Here is a 17,643-nt window from a genome sequence, read left to right on the forward strand (position 1 = left end):
TTGAGCGGCAAACGGATCGAACGCGCCGAACGTACGCGCGCCTCCCTGATTGCGGCCGGCCGGCGCTTGTTCTGTGAGCGACCCGTCGACGCCGTCGCCATCGACGACATCGTCCAGGCGGCCGATGTCTCCAAGGGCAGCTTCTACAACCACTTCGCCGACCGCGATGCGCTGGTGCGCGAGGTCACGGCCGAAATCCGCGCCGAGGTCGAACGCGCCGTCACCCGCGCCAACGACGGCGTCGCCGACCCCGCGCGCCGCATGGCCCGGGCCGTCTGCACCTATCTGCGCTATGCCGTGGACGAGCCCGAGCGGGCCGGCGTTCTGGTGCGCATCCACAGCGGCCACACCTCGACCTCCACGCCGCTCAACCAGGGCCTGGTCGACGACGTCGCCGAAGGCTTGGCCCAGGGCCGGTTCATGGTCGCCACGACGGAATCCGGGGTCCTCTACGTGCTGGGCGTGGCGCAGTTGGCGCTGATCCGGGTCACTCAGGAGCCGACCGTCACATTCGCCGTCAGCCTGGCTCAGCAGATGTGCGCCCTGCTGTTGCGCGGGCTGGGGGTTCCGGGCGCCGAGCCCGAGGCCATCGCCGCCCAGGCGGCCGACGAGATTGTCCGCCGGGGCGCGTTCCGTGACGCGCCCGTCTCCAAGGGAGCGGCCCATTGAGCCCGCGCCCGATCAGCCCCTTCGAGGGCATGGACATCCGCACCCTCATCGATGATCAGGCCCGTCTGCGCGGTGATCGGCCGTGCCTGACCTGGGAGCCGGTCGAAGGCGACGGCCAGAGCTGGAGCTACGGAGAGTTTCGGCAGGCCTTGCGCTGCTTCGCGGCCGGTCTGCAGGCGCGCGGCGTCCGCCCCGGCGAACGCGTCCTGGTTCACCTCGACAACTGTCCGGAGTCGCTGATCGCCTGGCTCGGCTGCGCCTATGCCGGCGCCGTAGCGGTCACCACCAACGCCAAGTCCAGCCGGGACGAAATCGCCTACTTCGCCAGCCATAGCGGCGCGGTCGGCGCCATCACCCAGCCGCAGTTCGCCACCGCGGTGGCCGCGGCGACGCCGGCGATCGGCTGGCGGGCGGTCACCCAGACCGACAATGGCGCGCCGGCCTCGGCTCCCGCCGCGGGCTTCGAGCCCTTCTCTGCGATCGACGCCGATCCCGCCGCCCTGCTCGAGCGCCCGCACGATCCCTGGGCCGACTTCGCAATCCAGTACACTTCGGGCACCACGGCGCGGCCCAAGGCCGTGCTTTGGACCCACGCCAATGCGCTCTGGGGCGCGCGCTCCTGCGCGACCAACGAGGACCTGCGCCCCAGCGACGTTCACCTGACGCATCTGCCGCTGTTCCACACCAACGCCCAGGCCTACTCGGTGCTGGCTGCGCTGTGGGCTGGCGCGCACGTGGTCCTCATACCGCGCTTTTCGGCGTCGCGGTTCTGGCCGGTGTCGCTGAAACACGGCGCCACCTGGAGTTCGATGGTCCCGTTCTGCGTCAAGGCGCTCGTCGCCCAGCCGTTACCCGCCGCCCACAGCTACCGCTTCTGGGGCAACGGGGTCTGCGAGCCGGCCTGGGATAAGCATTTCGGGGTCAAGACCATCGGCTGGTGGGGCATGACCGAGACCATCGCCCACGGCACGGTCGGTTCCGCCCGCCAGCCCGACGCACCGATGTCGATGGGCCGCCCGGCGCCGGGCTACGAAATTCACGTCCTGAACGACGAGGGTGCGCCCGTCGCTCCCGGCGAGACCGGTGACCTGTTCGTCGGCGGCCTGCGCGGCGTTGCGCTGTTCAAGGAATACGCTGGCGATCCCGTCGCCACCGCCGCGGCCTTCCGCGAAGACGGCCTGTTCATCACCGGCGACCGCGTTCGCCTGGGCGCCGACGGCTTTCTCTATTTCGCCGACCGGTCCAAGGACATGCTGAAGGTCGGCGGGGAGAACGTCGCGGCGTCCGAACTCGAACGGGTGATCGCCGGCGTGCATGGCGTCGCCGAGGTCGCGGTCGTCGCCAAACGCCATCCCATGCTCGACGAGGTCCCCGTGGCCTTCGTCATCCCCGCCGCCCCGGACGACAACCTCGTCCAGCGGATCCTCGACGCCTGCCGCCAGTCCCTGGCCAGCTTCAAGCAGCCGCATGAGATCCGCCTCACCGACAGCTTGCCGCGCTCGACCCTGGAAAAGGTCGCCAAGGCCGAACTCCGCGCCCTGCTGGCGCAGGAATAGCCGCCCTTTCCGCCACGGCCAGCAAGTCGGCATCTACGACGGCAGGAGCCTTTCTGGTCCGGGTGAGGCCTACAACCGTCTCGCCTAGAGCCGCTTAGCTTGCCCCCTTTGGGGCGAAGTCGAGCGCCTCGCAACGGTCCAGCGCGGCCAACAGCTGGACCGAAAGACCGGCGGGTCGCCAATGCCGCTCCAGCGAGCCGCCAAGCTGGCCGACCGTCGCCTTGGTGAGGCGCGTGCCGAAACCCTCTGACGGCGGCGGCGCCACTTCGGGTCCACCGTCTTCCTCCCAGTCGAGTTCGAGGCGTCCGTCGCGCCGCCGTGTGGTCACCGTCACGCAGCCGTCCTCGACCGAGAGCGCGCCATACTTGGCTGCGTTGGTCGCGAACTCATAGATCAGGATCGCGAACGACGTGGCCGCCTCGCCGCTCAGCCGGATGTCGTCTCCCAGGATGCGAATCTGCACCGCCTCGCCGCGCTGGTACGGCGTCAGGATCGCGCCAACCAGGCCATGCAGGCTCACGGTTCCGCCCTCTTCGCCCGGCTGGCGGGTCGTGAGCGCGTGAGCGCTCGCCAGGGCGGCGAGACGCTCCTGGAGGTCAGCCGCGAGTTCGGCCCTGTCGCCCGGCTCGCGCGCGCTCAGCCGCACCATGCTGCTGGCCAGGCTGAAGAGGTTGCGCACCCGATGGTCCATTTCGCGCAACAGCAGCAACTGCCGTTCCAGGGCCAGCTTGCGGTCGGTGATATCGATCCCGATACCGACCCGGCTGGAGTCCGACAGCCGGATGTTGGCCCAGCTTGTCTCCAGTTGACGCCCGTCGCGGGCGATCATCGGAACGTCGAACCAGCCCGGCTGGCACTCGTCCATGTACGACCGCACGCGCTCACGCAGCTCCTCATCGGGAAAGAGCTCGGCCATAAGGTCGGTCTTCCGGGCGTCCTCGCTCGTCCACCCCAGAACCTGAGTGAATTCCCGGTTCAATCGCAACGTGCTGCTCTGCGGCTCGAAGAGCTTGATCATCACGGGAATATTGTCGAACACCGCTTCGAACTGTTCGCTGTGCCGCAGCGCCCTTTCTTCCGATCGGGTCCGTTCAATGGCGAAGCTGAGCTGGCGCGCGATGTTCAGCGCCAGGTTCATTTCCTCCGCGCTGAACGTATAGGGCTCGGCGCGATAGACCATGAACTTGCCGATCACACCGCCGCCCACCTCGGTCAGCGGAACAAAGGCCAGCGCCCGGATGCCCTCACCCGTCACCGAGGCTTTCAGCGCGTCGGACTCGTCCGCCTCGAGGATGTCGGCGACAGCGATCGGCCCCGCCCCTGGCTCGCCTGCGACCCACGGCGTGTGTCCATCCACCGCCGCGCGGTAGGCGTCGGAAATCCCCCGCCAGGCCACGAAGCGCATCGCGCCGGCGGGATCGAACAGCAGCACGGAAGCCCGCGAGCACCCTAGCGCATGATCGAGCGCATCCAGCGCCGCCTCGCAGATCTCGGAGAGATCGCGGGTTCGCAGCAATCGGTCTGTGAGATCGTAGAGGGTCTGAAGCCGGCTGTTGACGAGCTCGGCCGCGCGCGCCTCCGCCCCCGGAGCAGTCAGGACGCCAGGCCCATCTTCCTGCCTCCCACGCACGCTCAATTTCATCTCCCGATCCAGCCCCCTCAACAGAACGCCTGAATCGCGCCGAGGTGCATTGACGAATGTTAAGCGGCGTCCGGCGGGATGGTGCGCAAACCGGGCGCTCAGCCCCACAGCTTGCCATAACATATGATAACTATTTGATATATTTCATTATCTGGAACGCGCGCTCTGCGCGTCCGTTGTGATCCCGTGTCCAAACTGCGGAGTATCCAGATGGCTGCTGCTTCACCCGCTACAAAGACCAAGGCCCAGACCAAGGCGAAGTCCCCCGCCAGGCGCACGCGCAATACAGGGCGTCGCGACCCCCTCGCCGTCGTCCTGCTTAAGCAGGACCATAGGGAGGTCGAGGCCTGGTTCGACGAATACGAGCAACTTGACAATGACCGTGAGAAATTAGCGCTTTTCAATAAGATCGCGCTGGCTCTTAAGGTTCACACCCAAATCGAGGAGGAAATCCTGTACCCCGCCGAACGTGGCGAGGTGGAGGACGACATGCTCGACGAGGCCTATGTCGAGCATGATGGCGCCAAGAAGCTCATCGCCGAGCTCGAAGCGATGAAGCCGTCCGACGAGTTCTACGACGCCAAGGTCAAGGTGCTCGGCGAGTACATCAAGCATCACGTCAAGGAAGAGGAGCAGCCGGGCGGTATCTTCGCCCAGGCCAAGAAGGGCGACGAGGACCTCGACGCGCTGGGCGAGCGGCTCAAGGCGCGAAAGCAGGAACTCATGGCCCAGCACGGACGTTCGGCCGCGCACTGACTGCTGAAGGAAGATCACATCGTGGCAAAGTACGCCGTATTCACCATCGGCCAGCTCTGGTCCCTGCACAGCTCAGAGGGTTGGACGCGCGCCTATCCGACCCGGGCCGCGGCGATGGCGGCCGCCGCCGAGGCGCTGACCAATGAGGACGAGGACTCCGAACTGCACCTGCAGGACGAAACCGGCTTCCTTGTGAAGGCCCGGATCGAGAACTTCCTGCACCCGTAAGGCGTCTTGAGGGTCGTTTGCCGGGGCGAGCCCCTAAGGCGACCCTCAACGCTCACGCGTCAGCGGAAAGCAGCAGTTCGGTCAAGGCTCGACGGGGATCGAACGGCTTCTCGTGCATGGGCGTGTCGGCGAACCGCCTGGGCAGCACTTCGCGCGTGTAGCCGGTCATGAAGGCGAACTTGACCCCGCGCTGAAGCAGCAGGTCGGCGATCTCGAAGCTGACGACGCCATTGAGGTTGATGTCGATCAGCGCCGCGTCGATCGCGCTGGCCTGCAACAGGGCGCGTGCGCGCTCTACATCCGGCGCCGGGCCGACGACGACGACCCCAACCGACTCGAGCAACTGCGCCGTCTCGTTGGCGACGAGCCAGTCGTCCTCGACCACGAGCACCCGCCGGCCGGCCAGAGCCCCGGCTCCAAGTTGCTGATTTCCCCCGTCGATTCTGCGCACGGCGGGAGGTTTGCCGCGCGCCTAAGGCAGCGGCATTTACCCATGTTAAGCGCGCGCGCGCCGCGAGCCGCCCGTGCAGGGCCGCGCCGGCTTGTAGTCGGCGATGGCGACCAGCGCGTCAGGCTCGCGCAGGTGCGCCTTGCCGCCATGCAGGTCGAGCAGCCGCTCGCGTCGCAACTGCTGCAGGATCCGGTTGACGTGCACGATGCTCAGCCCGGTGGCGTCGGCCAGGGTCTCCTGGGTCATCGGCATCGGAAAGTGGGTCTCGGTCGCCAGGCCCACCAGTTTCAGGCGGTCGCGGACTTCCAGCAGCAGGTGGCAGAGACGCTCATAGGCGGTCTGACGGCCCAGCCGCATGATCTGCGACAGCAGATAGGCTTCATCCAGGCTCGACGAAACATGCATCGCCTCGCGCAGATCGGCCCAGCGCGGGTCGTCGCCCATTATAGCCTTCTGGACCGGACCGGCGTCGACGAACTGCACGGGCGTCAGCGCGACGACGGTCGACAGCGCCAGCGGATTGGGCCGCAGGCAGACGCCGAGCGCCTCGCCAGGCAGCACGAAGTCGAAGATCTGCCGGCGTCCGTCCGGCAGCCAGCGGACCTTCGCGGCCCAGCCGCCGACGATGAACCGCGGGCGCACGATCGCATCCCGTTCGCTGACGATCTCGATCCCGACGCCAACAGTCTGGGCGTCCGAGAGACCGGCGAGCAAAGCTTCCGACTCTTCGTTCAACGAGGAGATCGTCGTCAGCCGCTGAATGGCTACCGCCGCCTTGGGCGAAGCCTGCTGATGGACGAGGGTCATTCCTAACCTCCGCCCCCCTCGAGCGAAACCTCCAGCTCACAGCGCACGCCGCCCGGCTCAAGCTTGAACGTCGCCTGCGCGCCGAGTTGGTAGGGCAGCCCCTGCTCAATAAGCTGCCTGCCAAAACCCATGTGTCCTGGATTGGTTGCCACCAGGGGCACCCCGCGCTCGGACCAGCAGAGCCGCAACTGGCGGCTGCCGTGGCCCCCGCGCAGCTCCCATTCCACGTCCACCATCCCGCTCTGGCCCGAGAGCGCGCCGAACTTCACCGCGTTGACCGCAAGCTCATGCAGCGCCAGCGCGATGTACTCCGCGGCCGGGCCGTGGAGCCGCACCATCGGGCCGGCGACGTTCAACTGTTCGTCCTCGACCGCGTACTGCAGCAGCTCCTCGCGAACCAGTTCCTCGACCTCGATTCCCTCGTCCACCCGCCGGGCGAGCGCCGACTGCACCCGCGCCAGGGCGTTGAGCCGCCCGTCGAAGTGAGAGAAATAGCCCTCAAGGTCACTCGAGTTTTCCAGCGTGCGCCGCGCCAGCGAGCGCACCATGGCCATCACGTTCTTCACCCGGTGCTGGAGCTGCGCGAGCAGCCAGCTGGAGCGCAGTTCCTGGGCTCGGCGGTCGGTTTCGTCGGCGATCACCCCGATCACGCGGATGGCTGCGCCCGATCTGTCGCGCTCGACGCGGCACCGCTTGACGACGTAGCGCTCCGCCCCGTCGCGCCGGACGTATCGGAACGACGTCCGACAGTCGCTGAGGCCGGTGTCGCTCACCAGCCGCGATCTCAGGCTTTCGATGTCCGACAGATCCTCGGCATGCACGCCGGCGACCCACTCTCCCCACGGCGTCGTCGCGTCCCGGCCGTAGATCTCCGCCGCCCGCTCTGAAAAACTCAGCGTCTCGGTCGAAAGATCGAGCGCGAACGTCCCCAGGCCGGCGATGTCCATCGCCAGTTCCAGCCGGACGTCGGCCTCGATCCGATCGTTGGCGGGTACGCGCTTCTGCAACATGCGGCCTTTCTCACGACACCAGGGGCTTACGACATAGCATTGGCCCGAGCCTGGTGATCATCAACGCACAAGGCCGGTCTGCGGCGCCGGGCGAGGCGGTTCAACATGCCATCGCGAGAGGGGCGCTGCGCCCTCATTTGATAATGCGCACGCGCGGGTTACCCCACGTGAATCTAGGCGCCCGCGCCGCCTTGTGAGTAGCCTCGCGCCGACGACGACCAGCAAGGGAGGACGCCGTGGCTCAGTCGCCAAAGGCCTGCATCATCGGCGCGGGCTGCTCGGGCTTTACGACCGCCAAGCGCCTCAAGGATCACGGCATCCCCTACGACTGCTTCGAGCTGTCCGACGACGTCGGCGGCAACTGGTACTATCGCAATCCCAACGGCCTCTCGGCCTGCTACGAGAGCCTCCACATCGACACCTCGAAGTGGCGCCTGGCGTTCGAGGACTATCCGGTTCCGGCCGACTGGCCAGACTTCCCCCACCACGCGCAGCTGCTGCAGTACTTCCGCGACTACGTCGACCACTTCGGCCTGCGCCCGACCATCACCTTCAACACCGCCGTCGAACGCGCGCGCCGCAACGCCGAGGGCCTGTGGGAGGTCCAGCTTTCGACCGGCGAGACTAGGCTCTACGACGTGCTGTTCGTCTGCAACGGCCACCATTGGAGTCCTCGCGTCCCCGACTATGAGGGCGAGTTCAACGGCGCGGCCTTCCACAGCCACGCCTATCGCGACCCGTTCGACCCGGTCGACATGCGCGGCAAGAACATCGTCGTGGTCGGCATGGGCAACTCGGCGATGGACATCGCCTCCGAGCTCGCCCAGCGGCCGATCGCCAAGAACCTCTGGGTGTCGGCGCGCCGCGGAGTCTGGGTGCTGCCCAAGTACATGAACGGCCGCCCGGCCGACAAATCGGCCATGCCGACCTGGATGCCCCGCAAGCTCGGCCTCTCGCTCGCCCGCGCCGCGATCAAGAAGTCGATCGGCAGGATGGAGGACTACGGCCTGCCCAAGCCCGACCACGAGCCCCTGGAAGCTCACCCCTCCGTCTCTGGCGAGTTCCTGACGCGCGCCGGCTGCGGCGACGTCAAGTTCAAGCCGGCCATCGAGCGCCTCGAGGGCGACCAGGTCCGGTTCGCCGATGGCAGCGTCGAGGACGTCGACGCCATCATCTTCGCGACCGGCTACGACATGCGCTTCCCGTTCTTCGACGATCCGGCGCTGGTTCCCGACGCCGATCATCGGCTGCCGCTGTTCAAGCGGATGATGAACCCGGCGGTGCCCAATCTCTTCTACATGGGCCTGGCGCAGCCGTTGCCGACCCTGGTCAACTTCGCCGAGCAGCAGGCCAAGCTGGCGGCCGCCTATCTCAGCGGCCGCTATCTGCCGCCCCCGCCGGCCGAGATGACGCAGACCATCGCGCGCGACGAGGAGGCGCACCTGGGCCAGTACTACCGGTCCAAGCGCCACACCATCCAGGTCGACTTCGGCGTCTATGTCGCCGACCTGCTGAAGGAAATCGTCCGCGGCGAGGCCCGCGCCAAGGCCGCCGGCTACGCGCCTCCTGTCCCCGCGCGGGCGGACGCCGCGGCTTAGGCGGTCCGCGTCACGCCGAACCGGCGCAGGACGTTGTGGGTGATGGTCGCGACGAACGGGTCCTCGGCCTTCAGGCCATGCGCCCATTCGGTCGTGCCGGTGTTGAAGACCTCGCCCTCGCCACGCTTGAAGCTGGCCAGGACCGCGTGCCCGCGCAGAACGGCCGCCTGCGCCTCCGGCCCGGAGTCGCCGAACACCACGTTCGCAATGACATCCAGTTTCTCGGGCGGGATGATCGGGTTGTAGCCCCGGCCGGCCTCCTCGCCGAACGCGCAGGGCGCGATGCCGATGATCTCCAGATTGGCCGGCACGCCGACGCTCGGGATCGCCTTGGGCAGCCCGTCCTGGCCGAACTCGAACTTGCAGCCGTCGCTCTCGTAACCGATCAGCGGCAGGTCCCCGCCCAGGATGTCGCCGTAGAACAGGTCCGAGCCCTCCAGAGCCCAGTGCTTGTCGTCATAGATCGTGAAGCCGCCCTGCCCGCGCGAAACGCACATCCCCAGGCGGTGATAGCCGGCGAACACGAAGCTCAGGCCCGTCAGCGCCGCTTCAGGCTGCTCGAACGCGGCGTGTGACCACAGATGCGTGGCGTCCTTGGCCGGCACGTCTTCGGCCTCGAAGCCGCGCCACTTGTGACAGACCAGGGTCTTGCCGTCGTTCTCCCAGCGCACCTTCCAGAAACAGGTGTTGCCCGACAGGATCCCGACCTTGCCGCCGGCGTCCACGAAGCGCTCGACCTGCGCCCGCTGTCCCCCTGACCAGTACTCGCTATGCCCGACGAAGAACGCCGAGGCATAGTCTTTCAGCAGGTCCGGCTCGGCCTCCAGGTCGTAGTCGGTGAACACGTCGAAGACGTACCCCTCGCGCTCGGCCCAGTGCAGGAACGCGTGCTCCCACTTGTTCAGGAAGCCGGCGGATCCGTCGTACGGGGACACGCGGTGAGCCGCCATCCAGGCCGGGTCGCTGGCCCAGGGCCGCTCCTTGAAGCCGCGCTTGCGCATGTTCACCAGGCGCGGCGCATCGGCCGGCGCGGCGGCGATCAACGGCGCGAAGGGACGCTCGGTCGACAGCACGCCGATGGCCTGATCCATCGCATGGTCGAACGGAACCTGACCGCTCATCAGGCCGGTCACGTTGGAATAGGCGTTCGCCCCGCCCCACCAGTTGTAGGCATGGTAGGTGTTGGTCGCCAGCACCAGCGCGGCCCTTGAGCCGGCCGCCCCGCGCGGCGGCTTCACGCAGACGAAGTGATGGGTTTCGTCGCCCTGCGCGTCGGTCAGCTTGATGTCGTAGTAGCCGGAGCGCCAGTCGGCCCCGACGTCCAGCTCCAGCGTCGGCGCCCAGCCGCAGCCGTCGCGGTCGACATTGGCGGGCACGGGTTGCTCGACCGTCTCCACCCCATCGATGGCCAGGATCAGGTCCTCGGTTCCGCCGATCCGGGTGATCTCCAACCGGCAGGGGCCCTTCGCGCTCGCATGCAGGGTGAAGCGTTCCAGCGGCCGCACGCTCAGACGATCAGTGTAGCAACCCAGCATGTGACACCCTCCCAATGGTCATTTCGTTGTGATAGTTTTTATTATTGCAGAGGCCATCCGCCTTCGCCAGCCCGAGGCTTGGACCAGCCACATCTGCACGCGGTTTGGACCACTGTCGCCGCCAGAACACGCACCAGCATAAGCCTTGCGCGCATTTGCAGCGCCCCTCTTGCGCTATGATAGCTTTTGCTATCTCAAGGGCTCGCATCGCGTTTGCGACAAGAAGATCACGGGGATGAAGATGAAGAGTTTCTGGTTGATGGGCTGCGCCCTGGCGGCGCTTTCGACGGGCGCGGCGCACGCGCAGGACAGCACGGCGACGGTCGAGGAGATCGTGGTCACCGCGCAAAAGCGCTCCGAAAATCTCCAGGACGTTCCAGTCGCCCTGACCGCGATCACCGGCTCGGCGCTCGCCAACCAGGGGGTCAACAACGTCGTCGCCCTGAACAACCTCGCCCCCGGCCTGCGCGTCAGCAGCGGCGACGCCGCGGCCAACCCGAAGATCTTCATCCGCGGCGTCGGCCTCAGCGACTTCAACCCCAACTCATCCAGCGGCGTCGGCGTCTATGTGGACGGCGTCTATATCGGCTCGCCCCTGGCCCAGATGGCCGGCTTCTTCGACCTGGCTCAGGTCGAGGTGCTGCGCGGGCCCCAAGGCACGCTCTACGGCCGCAACACCAACGGCGGCGCGATCAACGTCACCACCAAGCGCCCGACCCAGACCTTCACCGCCGACGTCGCGGCCGAGTACGCGACCTATGATGCGGTCAATCTGACCGCCGCGGTCGGCGGCCCGATCATTCAGGACAAGCTGGCCTTCCGCGTCGCCGGCCAGTACGTCGCCGACGACGGCTTCACCTACAACCGCGTCACCGGCAACGACGTCAACGCCACCGACTACTGGGCCGGCCGCGCCCAGCTGCTGTTCACCCCGACCGAGGACTTCGAGGTCCTGGCCCAGGTGAACCGCTTCGTAAACCGCGGCGACGCCACCGCGCCCCAGCACCGCGCTCTGTTCCCGGCCACGCCCGACGCCGCCGGTCCGACCGGCTTCTGCGCCCCGACGCTCTATTCCAGCGGCCTGTGCACCGACCTGCTGGGCTACGCCGACACCGATAACGACCGCTACGCCGGCGACTACAATCTCGAAGGCAAGGACAAGGTCGACCTGTTCGGCTCCTCGCTGGAAGCCAACTGGGACCTCGGCGCCGTCTCGCTGGTCTCCGTGACGGCCTACCAGTGGGCGCACCGCAACGCCCTGGAGAACACCGACTCCAGCCCGCTGCAGATGATCGAGATCAACTACCTCTCGCGCTCGCAGCAGTTCACCCAGGAACTGCGCCTGCAGTCCAACGATCCGGCCGCGCGCCTGAAGTGGGTCGCCGGCCTCTACTACATGGACGAGACGATCAAGAACGCCACGCAGCAGGACATCCTGCGCGACCTGCGTCCGCTGTTCACGACCCCGGACAATCCGACCGGCGTCAGCCTGGAGAACAGCGTCGCGGTGTTCGGCACGCCCTACACCCAGAAGACCAAGGGCTATGCGATCTTCGGCCAGGCCGATTACTCGCTCACCGACCGCCTGACGGCGACCCTGGGCCTGCGCTGGTCGGCCGACGACAAGGACTTCGACTATCGCAGCACCGCGGAGGGCTCGATCATCCTGCTCGAATCCAAGCAGAGCGAGACCTTCTCCGATTGGTCGGGCCGCCTTGGCCTGCGCTACGAGGTCAATGACGACGTCAACGTCTACGCCACCTACAGCCGCGGTTATAAGGCGGGCGGCTTCTTCGGCGGCCTGGCGACCACGCCAGAAGAGCTCGAGCCCTACGACAACGAGACGCTCGACGCCTACGAAGTCGGCGTGAAGTCCGAGTTGTTCGACCGCCGCGTGCGCCTGAACATGTCGGCCTTCTATTACGACTACCAGAACCAGCAGGTCTTCGCCCAAGCCGTGCGCAACGGCCTGACCGTGCTGGTGCTCGACAACGCCGCCAGCTCCAAGGTCTACGGGGCCGAAGCCGACCTGACCGCGCGTCCGACCGAGAACCTCTCGATCACCGCCGGCCTGTCGCTGCTGAACGCCAAGTACGGCGAGTACGAGTCGGACGGTGACGACTTCACCGACAATCGCCTGCCCCAGTCGCCGAAAGTCACCTTCAACGCCGCGGTCAACTACACCTTCCCGCTGGCCTCTGGCGCCTCGATCGTGGCCAACGCTGACGCGGCCTACTCTTCGAAGATCTACTTCGACAACTCCAACGCCGACCGCCTGTCGCAGGACGGCGTCTGGATCGCCGGCGCTCAGGCCAGCTGGCGCTCGCCCGACACCTCGATCGAAGCCGGCGTCTTCGCGCGCAACGTCTTCAACGAGGACTACTTCGTGTCGATCTCCAACATCGACAGCCTGGGCCAGGATCTGTTGACCTACAACCGCCCCCGCAGCCTCGGGGTCTTCCTGCGCTACCACTACTAGGACCTGCGAGCCCTGGCGCCCCGCGCGCCAGGGCTTCGCCGCCGTTTCGCCTCGCAACCTAGCCCTGCTATAGAACTCGCTATCGTCGATCCGGCGAGATCTTGGAACCCAATGGCGAAACGCGCATCAGCTTCTGCCGCCACTGGCGCGGCCCCCTCGCTCGACGCCAAGTCCCTGCCCTCGCGGCCGCGTGGCAAGAACACCTATGAGGTGGTGCTGGCGACCGCCGGCGAAGTGCTGGCCGAGGTCGGCTTCGAGCGGCTGACGACCAACCTGGTCTGCGAGCGCGCGGGTCTGACCCCGCCGGCGCTCTACCGCTACTTCCCGAACAAGTACGCCCTGATCTCCGAACTGGCCCGCCGGCTCATGGAAGCCCAGGACGAGGCCGTGTTCCAGTGGCTCGACGAGGGCGGCGCGGGAGACGGCTCCCTCAACGAAGCGGTCGCCCAGAACCTGCGCTTGCAGAAGCGGCTGATCGAAATCACCCGCGGCCAGCCGGGCGGCCTGTGGCTGCTGCGCGCGATCCGCGCCGTGCCGGCCTTCCAGGAAGTGCGTACGACCTCGCGCAACACCGTGCTCGAGCGGATGTTCGAGTACCTGCGCCGCGCCTATCCGAACGTCAGCGACGATCATCTGCGCACGGCCATGCGGCTCACCGAGCAGATGACCTACGCCGCCGTCGAGATGATCATCGAAGACCCTAGCCTCGACGACGACAAGGTCGCCGAGGAGGTCAGCTGGATGGTCAGCCTATACTACCACCAGCTGCCGACGCGCGGCTCCGGCCCGACGCCGTCAGCAGCGCGATAGCGACCAGGGCCAGCACCAGGAACACCGCCGACAGACCGATGGCGCGGGTCACGTCGCCGTCACCCAGCACCAGCGAGGCGATCAGCGGCCCAAAGCTGCTGCCCAGCAGCTGGGCCGTGCCCAATTGCATGGCAGCGCGGCGGGTCGGGTCGAGCTGGATCAGCAGCAGGGTCTGGAACGGCAGGGCGAACAGCCACAGGAAGCCGAACACCGCCACCGCGCCCATGAACAGCGCGGCGTGCGGCGCGCCCGACAAGACGGCCAGGATGCCGCCGTTCAACGCGCCGACAACCATCAGCACCAGGCCAGGCCTGCGCCAGCGCCGAGCGGCCAGGGTGGCCGTCGCGCCGCCCGCCACCTGCATGCCAAGCGCCACGGCGACCGCGAACCCGGCCTGCTTCGACGACATCCCCGAGAGCTCCGCCAGCGGCTCGAGATAGACCCACAGCGCCACGATGAAGGCCATGAACAGGAAGCAGGCCGCCAGGCCCAGCAGCGGGCGCAGGCCGATGCCGCCCCCGCCCTTCTCGGCCTTGGGCAGCGGCGTGTAGCGGTTGGCGCCCGCCAGCGCGGCCAGCGCTGTCAGCAGCGAGATCACCCCCAGCGCCTCCAGAGCGCCGTTGATCCCCAGCCAGGGCACGACCGTCGCCGGCAGCACCGCGGCCAGCAGCAGTTGCGCCAGGGTCTGCACGGTCACGAACACGCCCGACAGCCGCTCGGGCCGCTCGGCGCGGGTGATCGTGCTGATCGCGGCCCACAGCATCAGCCCGGCGAACACGCCCGACAGGGCGCGCATGGCGATCACCTCGCCCCCGGTCGCGAAGCAGGTGCCGAACATCGTCCCGGCGTGCGCCAGGCAGGCCAGAGCCAGTTTCAGCCGTACCCGATCGGGCTTCAGGAACGCCGCGGCCAGACCGCAGGTCAGGCCCAGCGCCAGCAGTTCGACCGTCGCGGCCAGGCCGATCTGCGCGGCCGTCAGCCGCCCCTCCGACTCCAGCCCGCCCAGGATCACCGGCTGCAGGCCGGCGATCAGCAGGGCGACGACGCCGATGGTCAGCGCGATCGTGGTGTCCCGCCGGCTGGCGGCGGGCGCGCCCGCCACGCTGAGAGCGGCGGTCACGACTTCTGGCCGTAGGATTTGAAGCGCTGGAGGATGGTCGCCATCTCGTCGGCGTCCAACAGCTTGGGGCCGCCGATGGCCAGGGTTCCCCAATAGACGGCCGACTGCTCCTCCACCTCCTCGGCGATGGCCAGGGCTGCGTCGAGGTTGCGGGCCACCACGATTTGACCGTGGTTGGCCATCAGCGCCGCGGCGCGCCCGTCCAGGGCCTCGACCACGGACTGCGCCAACTCGGTCGATCCGAAGGTCGCATAGGGCGCCACCGGCACGCTCGCCCCGCCGCCGACCGCGACCATGTAGTGCATCGGCGGGATCTCCAGCCCAGCGCAGGCCAGGATCGTGGCGTGCCGCGAGTGGCAATGGACGACGGCGTTGGCGTCGGGCCGCCTATCCAGCAGCCCCCAGTGCATCTGCCATTCGCTGGACGGCTTCAGGCTGCCCTCCGGCGTCGAGCCGTCGGGGGCCACATAGACCATCTGCTCCGCGCTCAGGAGCGAAGGGACCACGCCGCTCGGCGTCACCAGCATGCCCTCGCCGAAGCGAGCCGAGACGTTGCCGGAGGTGCCGCGGTTGAGCCCGCGGGCGTCCATCGCCCGCATCACATAGGCCATGCGCTCGCGCAGCTGACCTTCGTCCATCTTCTGAGCCATCAGGCGCTCTCCGCCGTGCGCGCCGCGTTCATCGCCGCCTCGGTCGCTTCGAAACTCTCAAGCTTGCCCAGGGTCGCCAGGCCTTGCGCCACCTGCGCCGCTGTCGCCGTCGCGAACCGGCAGGCCTCCAGCGGCTCCCAGCCGCGGTTCAGCGCGGCGATGAAGCCTGCGCAGTACGAATCCCCGCAGCTCGTGGTGTCTATCGGCGTGATCCTGTGGGCCGGCAGCGTAAACCTGCCGCTCGGCAGCACGATGTAAGACCCCTGTCCGCCGTTCTTGATGATGCAGGCCTTGGCGCCCAGCGCCAGGAAGGCGTCCGCCGCGGCGTCCAGATCCTCGGTTCCGGTCAGGGCCAGCGCCTCGGCCGCGCTCGGCATGAAGTAGTCGACATAGGGCAACAGCCGCTCCAGCTCCTTCAGCGCCGAGGGCTGCGGCGAGATCAGGTCGCAGGTGATCGTCGCCCCGGCTTCGTGCGCCACGCGCAGCAACTCGGCGCCCGCACCCCGGTCCAGCTTCGGACCGCCGACGCCGGCGTAGTGCAGGAAGCGGGTCTCGCGCGCGGCGGCCAGGATGTCATCGTTGACGGAGGCGAACATGCCCGCGCCCAGAGCGTGGAAGTTCGGCCGGCGGCCTTGCGAATCCACGGCCAGCACGGTCGTCGAGGTCGACGCCCCGGCCATGGTCTCCAGCAGGGAGGTGTCGACCCCGGCCTCGTCCAGCGCCATCCGCACGAAGCGTCCGACCAAGTCGCTCCCGACCGCCGAGGCCAGCTTTACAGGCACGCCCAGTGTGGCCGCGACCATCGCCGCGCCTGCCGCGGTCCCGGCCGGGGCGCAGGCGATGCCCTCGACGAGCGTGGTCCCCTCCCCGCTGGGCAGGCTGTCGATCGGCCGCGCGACGACGTCCAGCGTGGTCAATCCAATGGTCAGCAGTCCGGACTTCATCGGTTCTCTCCCCTACGCCTTGATTAGTAAGCCCGGCTCGCTAGGATAGTCAAAACTATCTTAGAGGGGCCGACATGGTTTGGACGAACAGCAAGGACAGCGCGCTGCGTGAACGGGCGCAGGCGGTCATCCCGAACGGCATGTATGGCCACCAGTCGGTCATGCTCCTCCCCGACGACTATCCGCAGTTCTTCGACCGCGCCCAGGGCGCCCATCTCTGGGACGTGGACGGCAACCGCTACCTGGATTTCCTGTGCGGCTATGGTCCCAACCTCTTCGGCTACGCCCATGCGGGGATCGACCAGGCCTACTTCGACCGCGCCAAGCTCGGCGACACCATGACCGGTCCCGGCGAAGCCATGGTGCTGCTGGCCGAGGCGATGACCGCCCAGGTCAGTCACGCAGACTGGGCGATGTTCTGCAAGAACGGCACTGACGCCACGACCATGGCGATGATGATCGCCCGCAACCACACCAAGAAGAACACCATCGTCCTGGCCAAGGGCGCCTATCACGGCGCCGCCCCCTGGTGCACGCCGGTCAAGAACGGCGTCGCCCCCTCCGATCGCGCCAACCAAGTGTTCTACGAGTACAACGACGTCGAGAGCCTTGAGGCCGCCGTTCGCGAAGCCGGCTCGGACCTGGCCGCGATCTTCGCCTCGCCGATCAAGCACGACACCTTCGTCGACCAGGAACTGCCCAATCCCGAATACGCCCGCCGCGCGCGCGAGCTTTGCGACGAACATGGCGCTCTGCTCATCGTCGACGACGTCCGCGCCGGCTTCCGCCTGGCCCGCGACTGCAGCTGGGCGCTGGTGGACGTGAAGCCCGACCTTTCGACCTGGGGCAAGGCGATCGCCAACGGCCATCCGATCTCGGCCCTGCTGGGCGCCGACGTCTGCCGATTCGCCGCGGCGACGATCTACGCCACCGGCTCCTACTGGTTCTCGGCCGCACCGATGGCCGCAGCCCTCGCCACCCTGAAGCTGATCGCGCAGACCGATTACCTGGAGCACACCGTCGCCCTGGGCGAGCGCCTGCGCAGCGGCCTGGACGAATCGGCCGCCCGCCACGGCTTCGCCCTGCGCCAGACCGGCCCGGCCCAGCTGCCGCTCATCATGTTCGACGACGACCCGACCTCGGCCAAGGGCTACCTCTGGAACAACGCCCTGCTGAAGCGCGGCGTATACTTCCACCCCTGGCACAACATGTTCATCTGCGCGGCGATGACCCAGGCCGATATCGACGAGACGCTCAACGCCGCCGACGACGCCTTCAAGGTGGTCAAGCAGGCCGGCCCGCTGGAGCCGGTCGCCAAGCTGGCCTTCCTGCACCAGATGGTCGACGGCCACTAGCCTGGCGCACGCGGAGTCGCCTTTGCGGCGGCT

General features: G+C 67.7%; 16 protein-coding genes. 8 read left to right on the forward strand and 8 right to left on the reverse strand.

Annotated elements, in window-relative coordinates; translation table 11 throughout:
* Both ASC79_RS02650 and ASC79_RS02655 read left to right on the forward strand, forming a co-directional pair.
* Entirely contained in the window at nt 1–669 is a 669-nt protein-coding gene (locus tag ASC79_RS02650) for a TetR/AcrR family transcriptional regulator (protein ID WP_056019269.1), read from the forward strand.
* The gene (locus ASC79_RS02655; RefSeq protein ID WP_200937067.1) at nt 666–2,225 is read left to right on the forward strand and encodes an AMP-binding protein; all 1,560 of its coding nucleotides are present in this window, start codon (nt 666–668) and stop codon (nt 2,223–2,225) included. The genes ASC79_RS02650 and ASC79_RS02655 overlap by 4 nt, the downstream gene beginning before the upstream one ends.
* 94 nt (nt 2,226–2,319) lie before the next feature.
* Here the strand turns inward: ASC79_RS02655 and ASC79_RS02660 are convergent, their stop codons facing one another.
* Nucleotides 2,320–3,975 (reverse strand): sensor histidine kinase, encoded by a 1,656-nt coding sequence (locus ASC79_RS02660; protein ID WP_162244248.1) that lies wholly within the window; start codon nt 3,973–3,975, stop codon nt 2,320–2,322.
* A 78-nt stretch (nt 3,976–4,053) separates the two neighbouring features.
* Between ASC79_RS02660 and ASC79_RS02670 the strand changes: the two genes are divergently transcribed.
* Both ASC79_RS02670 and ASC79_RS02675 read left to right on the forward strand, forming a co-directional pair.
* Complete coding sequence (locus tag ASC79_RS02670; protein ID WP_235528724.1) at nt 4,054–4,623, forward strand: hemerythrin domain-containing protein; 570 nt, start codon at nt 4,054–4,056, stop codon at nt 4,621–4,623.
* Nucleotides 4,624–4,644: 21 nt separating this feature from the next.
* Nucleotides 4,645–4,851, forward strand: coding sequence for a hypothetical protein (locus ASC79_RS02675; protein WP_056019281.1), 207 nt, complete (start codon nt 4,645–4,647; stop codon nt 4,849–4,851).
* A 52-nt stretch (nt 4,852–4,903) separates the two neighbouring features.
* On the opposite strand, the gene ASC79_RS02680 is transcribed toward ASC79_RS02675, so the two are convergent.
* The 3 genes from ASC79_RS02680 to ASC79_RS02690 form a co-directional block, all read right to left on the reverse strand.
* On the reverse strand, nt 4,904–5,236 hold the full coding sequence (locus ASC79_RS02680) for a response regulator (protein ID WP_162244249.1): 333 nt from the start codon (nt 5,234–5,236) through the stop codon (nt 4,904–4,906).
* Between the two features lie 111 nt (nt 5,237–5,347).
* A complete protein-coding gene (locus ASC79_RS02685) occupies nt 5,348–6,109 on the reverse strand; it encodes a Crp/Fnr family transcriptional regulator (RefSeq protein WP_056019284.1) in 762 nt (253 codons plus the stop codon).
* Between the two features lie 2 nt (nt 6,110–6,111).
* Nucleotides 6,112–7,119 carry a sensor histidine kinase gene (locus ASC79_RS02690; RefSeq protein WP_056019287.1) on the reverse strand — a complete coding sequence of 336 codons (1,008 nt, stop codon included), beginning with the start codon at nt 7,117–7,119 and terminating at the stop codon, nt 6,112–6,114.
* 236 nt (nt 7,120–7,355) lie between these two features.
* Here ASC79_RS02690 and ASC79_RS02695 point away from each other — a divergent pair, with 236 nt between their 5' ends.
* Nucleotides 7,356–8,717: an NAD(P)/FAD-dependent oxidoreductase gene (locus tag ASC79_RS02695; RefSeq protein WP_056019290.1), complete on the forward strand. Its 1,362-nt coding sequence runs from the start codon at nt 7,356–7,358 to the stop codon at nt 8,715–8,717.
* On the opposite strand, the gene ASC79_RS02700 is transcribed toward ASC79_RS02695, so the two are convergent.
* A complete protein-coding gene (locus tag ASC79_RS02700; protein ID WP_056019293.1) occupies nt 8,714–10,252 on the reverse strand; it encodes a N,N-dimethylformamidase beta subunit family domain-containing protein in 1,539 nt (512 codons plus the stop codon). The genes ASC79_RS02695 and ASC79_RS02700 overlap by 4 nt on opposite strands.
* Before the next feature lie 235 nt (nt 10,253–10,487).
* On the opposite strand from ASC79_RS02700, the gene ASC79_RS02705 reads away from it, so the two are divergent.
* Both ASC79_RS02705 and ASC79_RS02710 read left to right on the forward strand, forming a co-directional pair.
* Nucleotides 10,488–12,731, forward strand: coding sequence for a TonB-dependent receptor (locus ASC79_RS02705; protein WP_235528726.1), 2,244 nt, complete (start codon nt 10,488–10,490; stop codon nt 12,729–12,731).
* 111 nt (nt 12,732–12,842) lie between these two features.
* Entirely contained in the window at nt 12,843–13,541 is a 699-nt protein-coding gene (locus tag ASC79_RS02710) for a TetR/AcrR family transcriptional regulator (RefSeq protein WP_056019296.1), read from the forward strand.
* Here ASC79_RS02710 and ASC79_RS02715 read toward each other — a convergent pair.
* The 3 genes from ASC79_RS02715 to ASC79_RS02725 are packed head-to-tail and all read right to left on the reverse strand — an operon-like array spanning nt 13,477 to nt 16,255.
* Nucleotides 13,477–14,661 carry an MFS transporter gene (locus ASC79_RS02715; RefSeq protein WP_056019298.1) on the reverse strand — a complete coding sequence of 395 codons (1,185 nt, stop codon included), beginning with the start codon at nt 14,659–14,661 and terminating at the stop codon, nt 13,477–13,479. The two genes, ASC79_RS02710 and ASC79_RS02715, sit on opposite strands and share 65 nt — an antisense overlap.
* The gene (locus ASC79_RS02720; RefSeq protein ID WP_056019301.1) at nt 14,658–15,311 is read right to left on the reverse strand and encodes a class II aldolase/adducin family protein; all 654 of its coding nucleotides are present in this window, start codon (nt 15,309–15,311) and stop codon (nt 14,658–14,660) included. The genes ASC79_RS02715 and ASC79_RS02720 overlap by 4 nt, the downstream gene beginning before the upstream one ends.
* Nucleotides 15,311–16,255 carry a carbohydrate kinase family protein gene (locus tag ASC79_RS02725; RefSeq protein WP_056019303.1) on the reverse strand — a complete coding sequence of 315 codons (945 nt, stop codon included), beginning with the start codon at nt 16,253–16,255 and terminating at the stop codon, nt 15,311–15,313. Before ASC79_RS02725 ends, ASC79_RS02720 begins: the two co-directional genes overlap by 1 nt.
* Before the next feature lie 74 nt (nt 16,256–16,329).
* Here ASC79_RS02725 and ASC79_RS02730 point away from each other — a divergent pair, with 74 nt between their 5' ends.
* Nucleotides 16,330–17,610: an aminotransferase class III-fold pyridoxal phosphate-dependent enzyme gene (locus ASC79_RS02730; protein ID WP_056019307.1), complete on the forward strand. Its 1,281-nt coding sequence runs from the start codon at nt 16,330–16,332 to the stop codon at nt 17,608–17,610.
* The last annotated feature ends 33 nt before the right edge of the window (nt 17,611–17,643 follow it).

It is taken from the genome of Phenylobacterium sp. Root1290 (assembly GCF_001425305.1).
Taxonomy (GTDB): domain Bacteria; phylum Pseudomonadota; class Alphaproteobacteria; order Caulobacterales; family Caulobacteraceae; genus Phenylobacterium.

Bases quoted from the DNA above. Each gene is read 5' to 3' on its own strand.
- ASC79_RS02685 (WP_056019284.1), bottom strand. From the start codon at position 6,109: ATGACCCTCGTCCATCAGCAGGCTTCGCCCAAGGCGGCGGTAGCCATT.
- ASC79_RS02690 (WP_056019287.1), bottom strand. From the start codon at position 7,119: ATGTTGCAGAAGCGCGTACCCGCCAACGATCGGATCGAGGCCGACGTC.
- ASC79_RS02700 (WP_056019293.1), bottom strand. From the start codon at position 10,252: ATGCTGGGTTGCTACACTGATCGTCTGAGCGTGCGGCCGCTGGAACGC.
- ASC79_RS02705 (WP_235528726.1), top strand. From the start codon at position 10,488: ATGAAGATGAAGAGTTTCTGGTTGATGGGCTGCGCCCTGGCGGCGCTT.
- ASC79_RS02710 (WP_056019296.1), top strand. From the start codon at position 12,843: ATGGCGAAACGCGCATCAGCTTCTGCCGCCACTGGCGCGGCCCCCTCG.
- ASC79_RS02720 (WP_056019301.1), bottom strand. From the start codon at position 15,311: ATGGCTCAGAAGATGGACGAAGGTCAGCTGCGCGAGCGCATGGCCTAT.
- ASC79_RS02725 (WP_056019303.1), bottom strand. From the start codon at position 16,255: ATGAAGTCCGGACTGCTGACCATTGGATTGACCACGCTGGACGTCGTC.
- ASC79_RS02730 (WP_056019307.1), top strand. From the start codon at position 16,330: ATGGTTTGGACGAACAGCAAGGACAGCGCGCTGCGTGAACGGGCGCAG.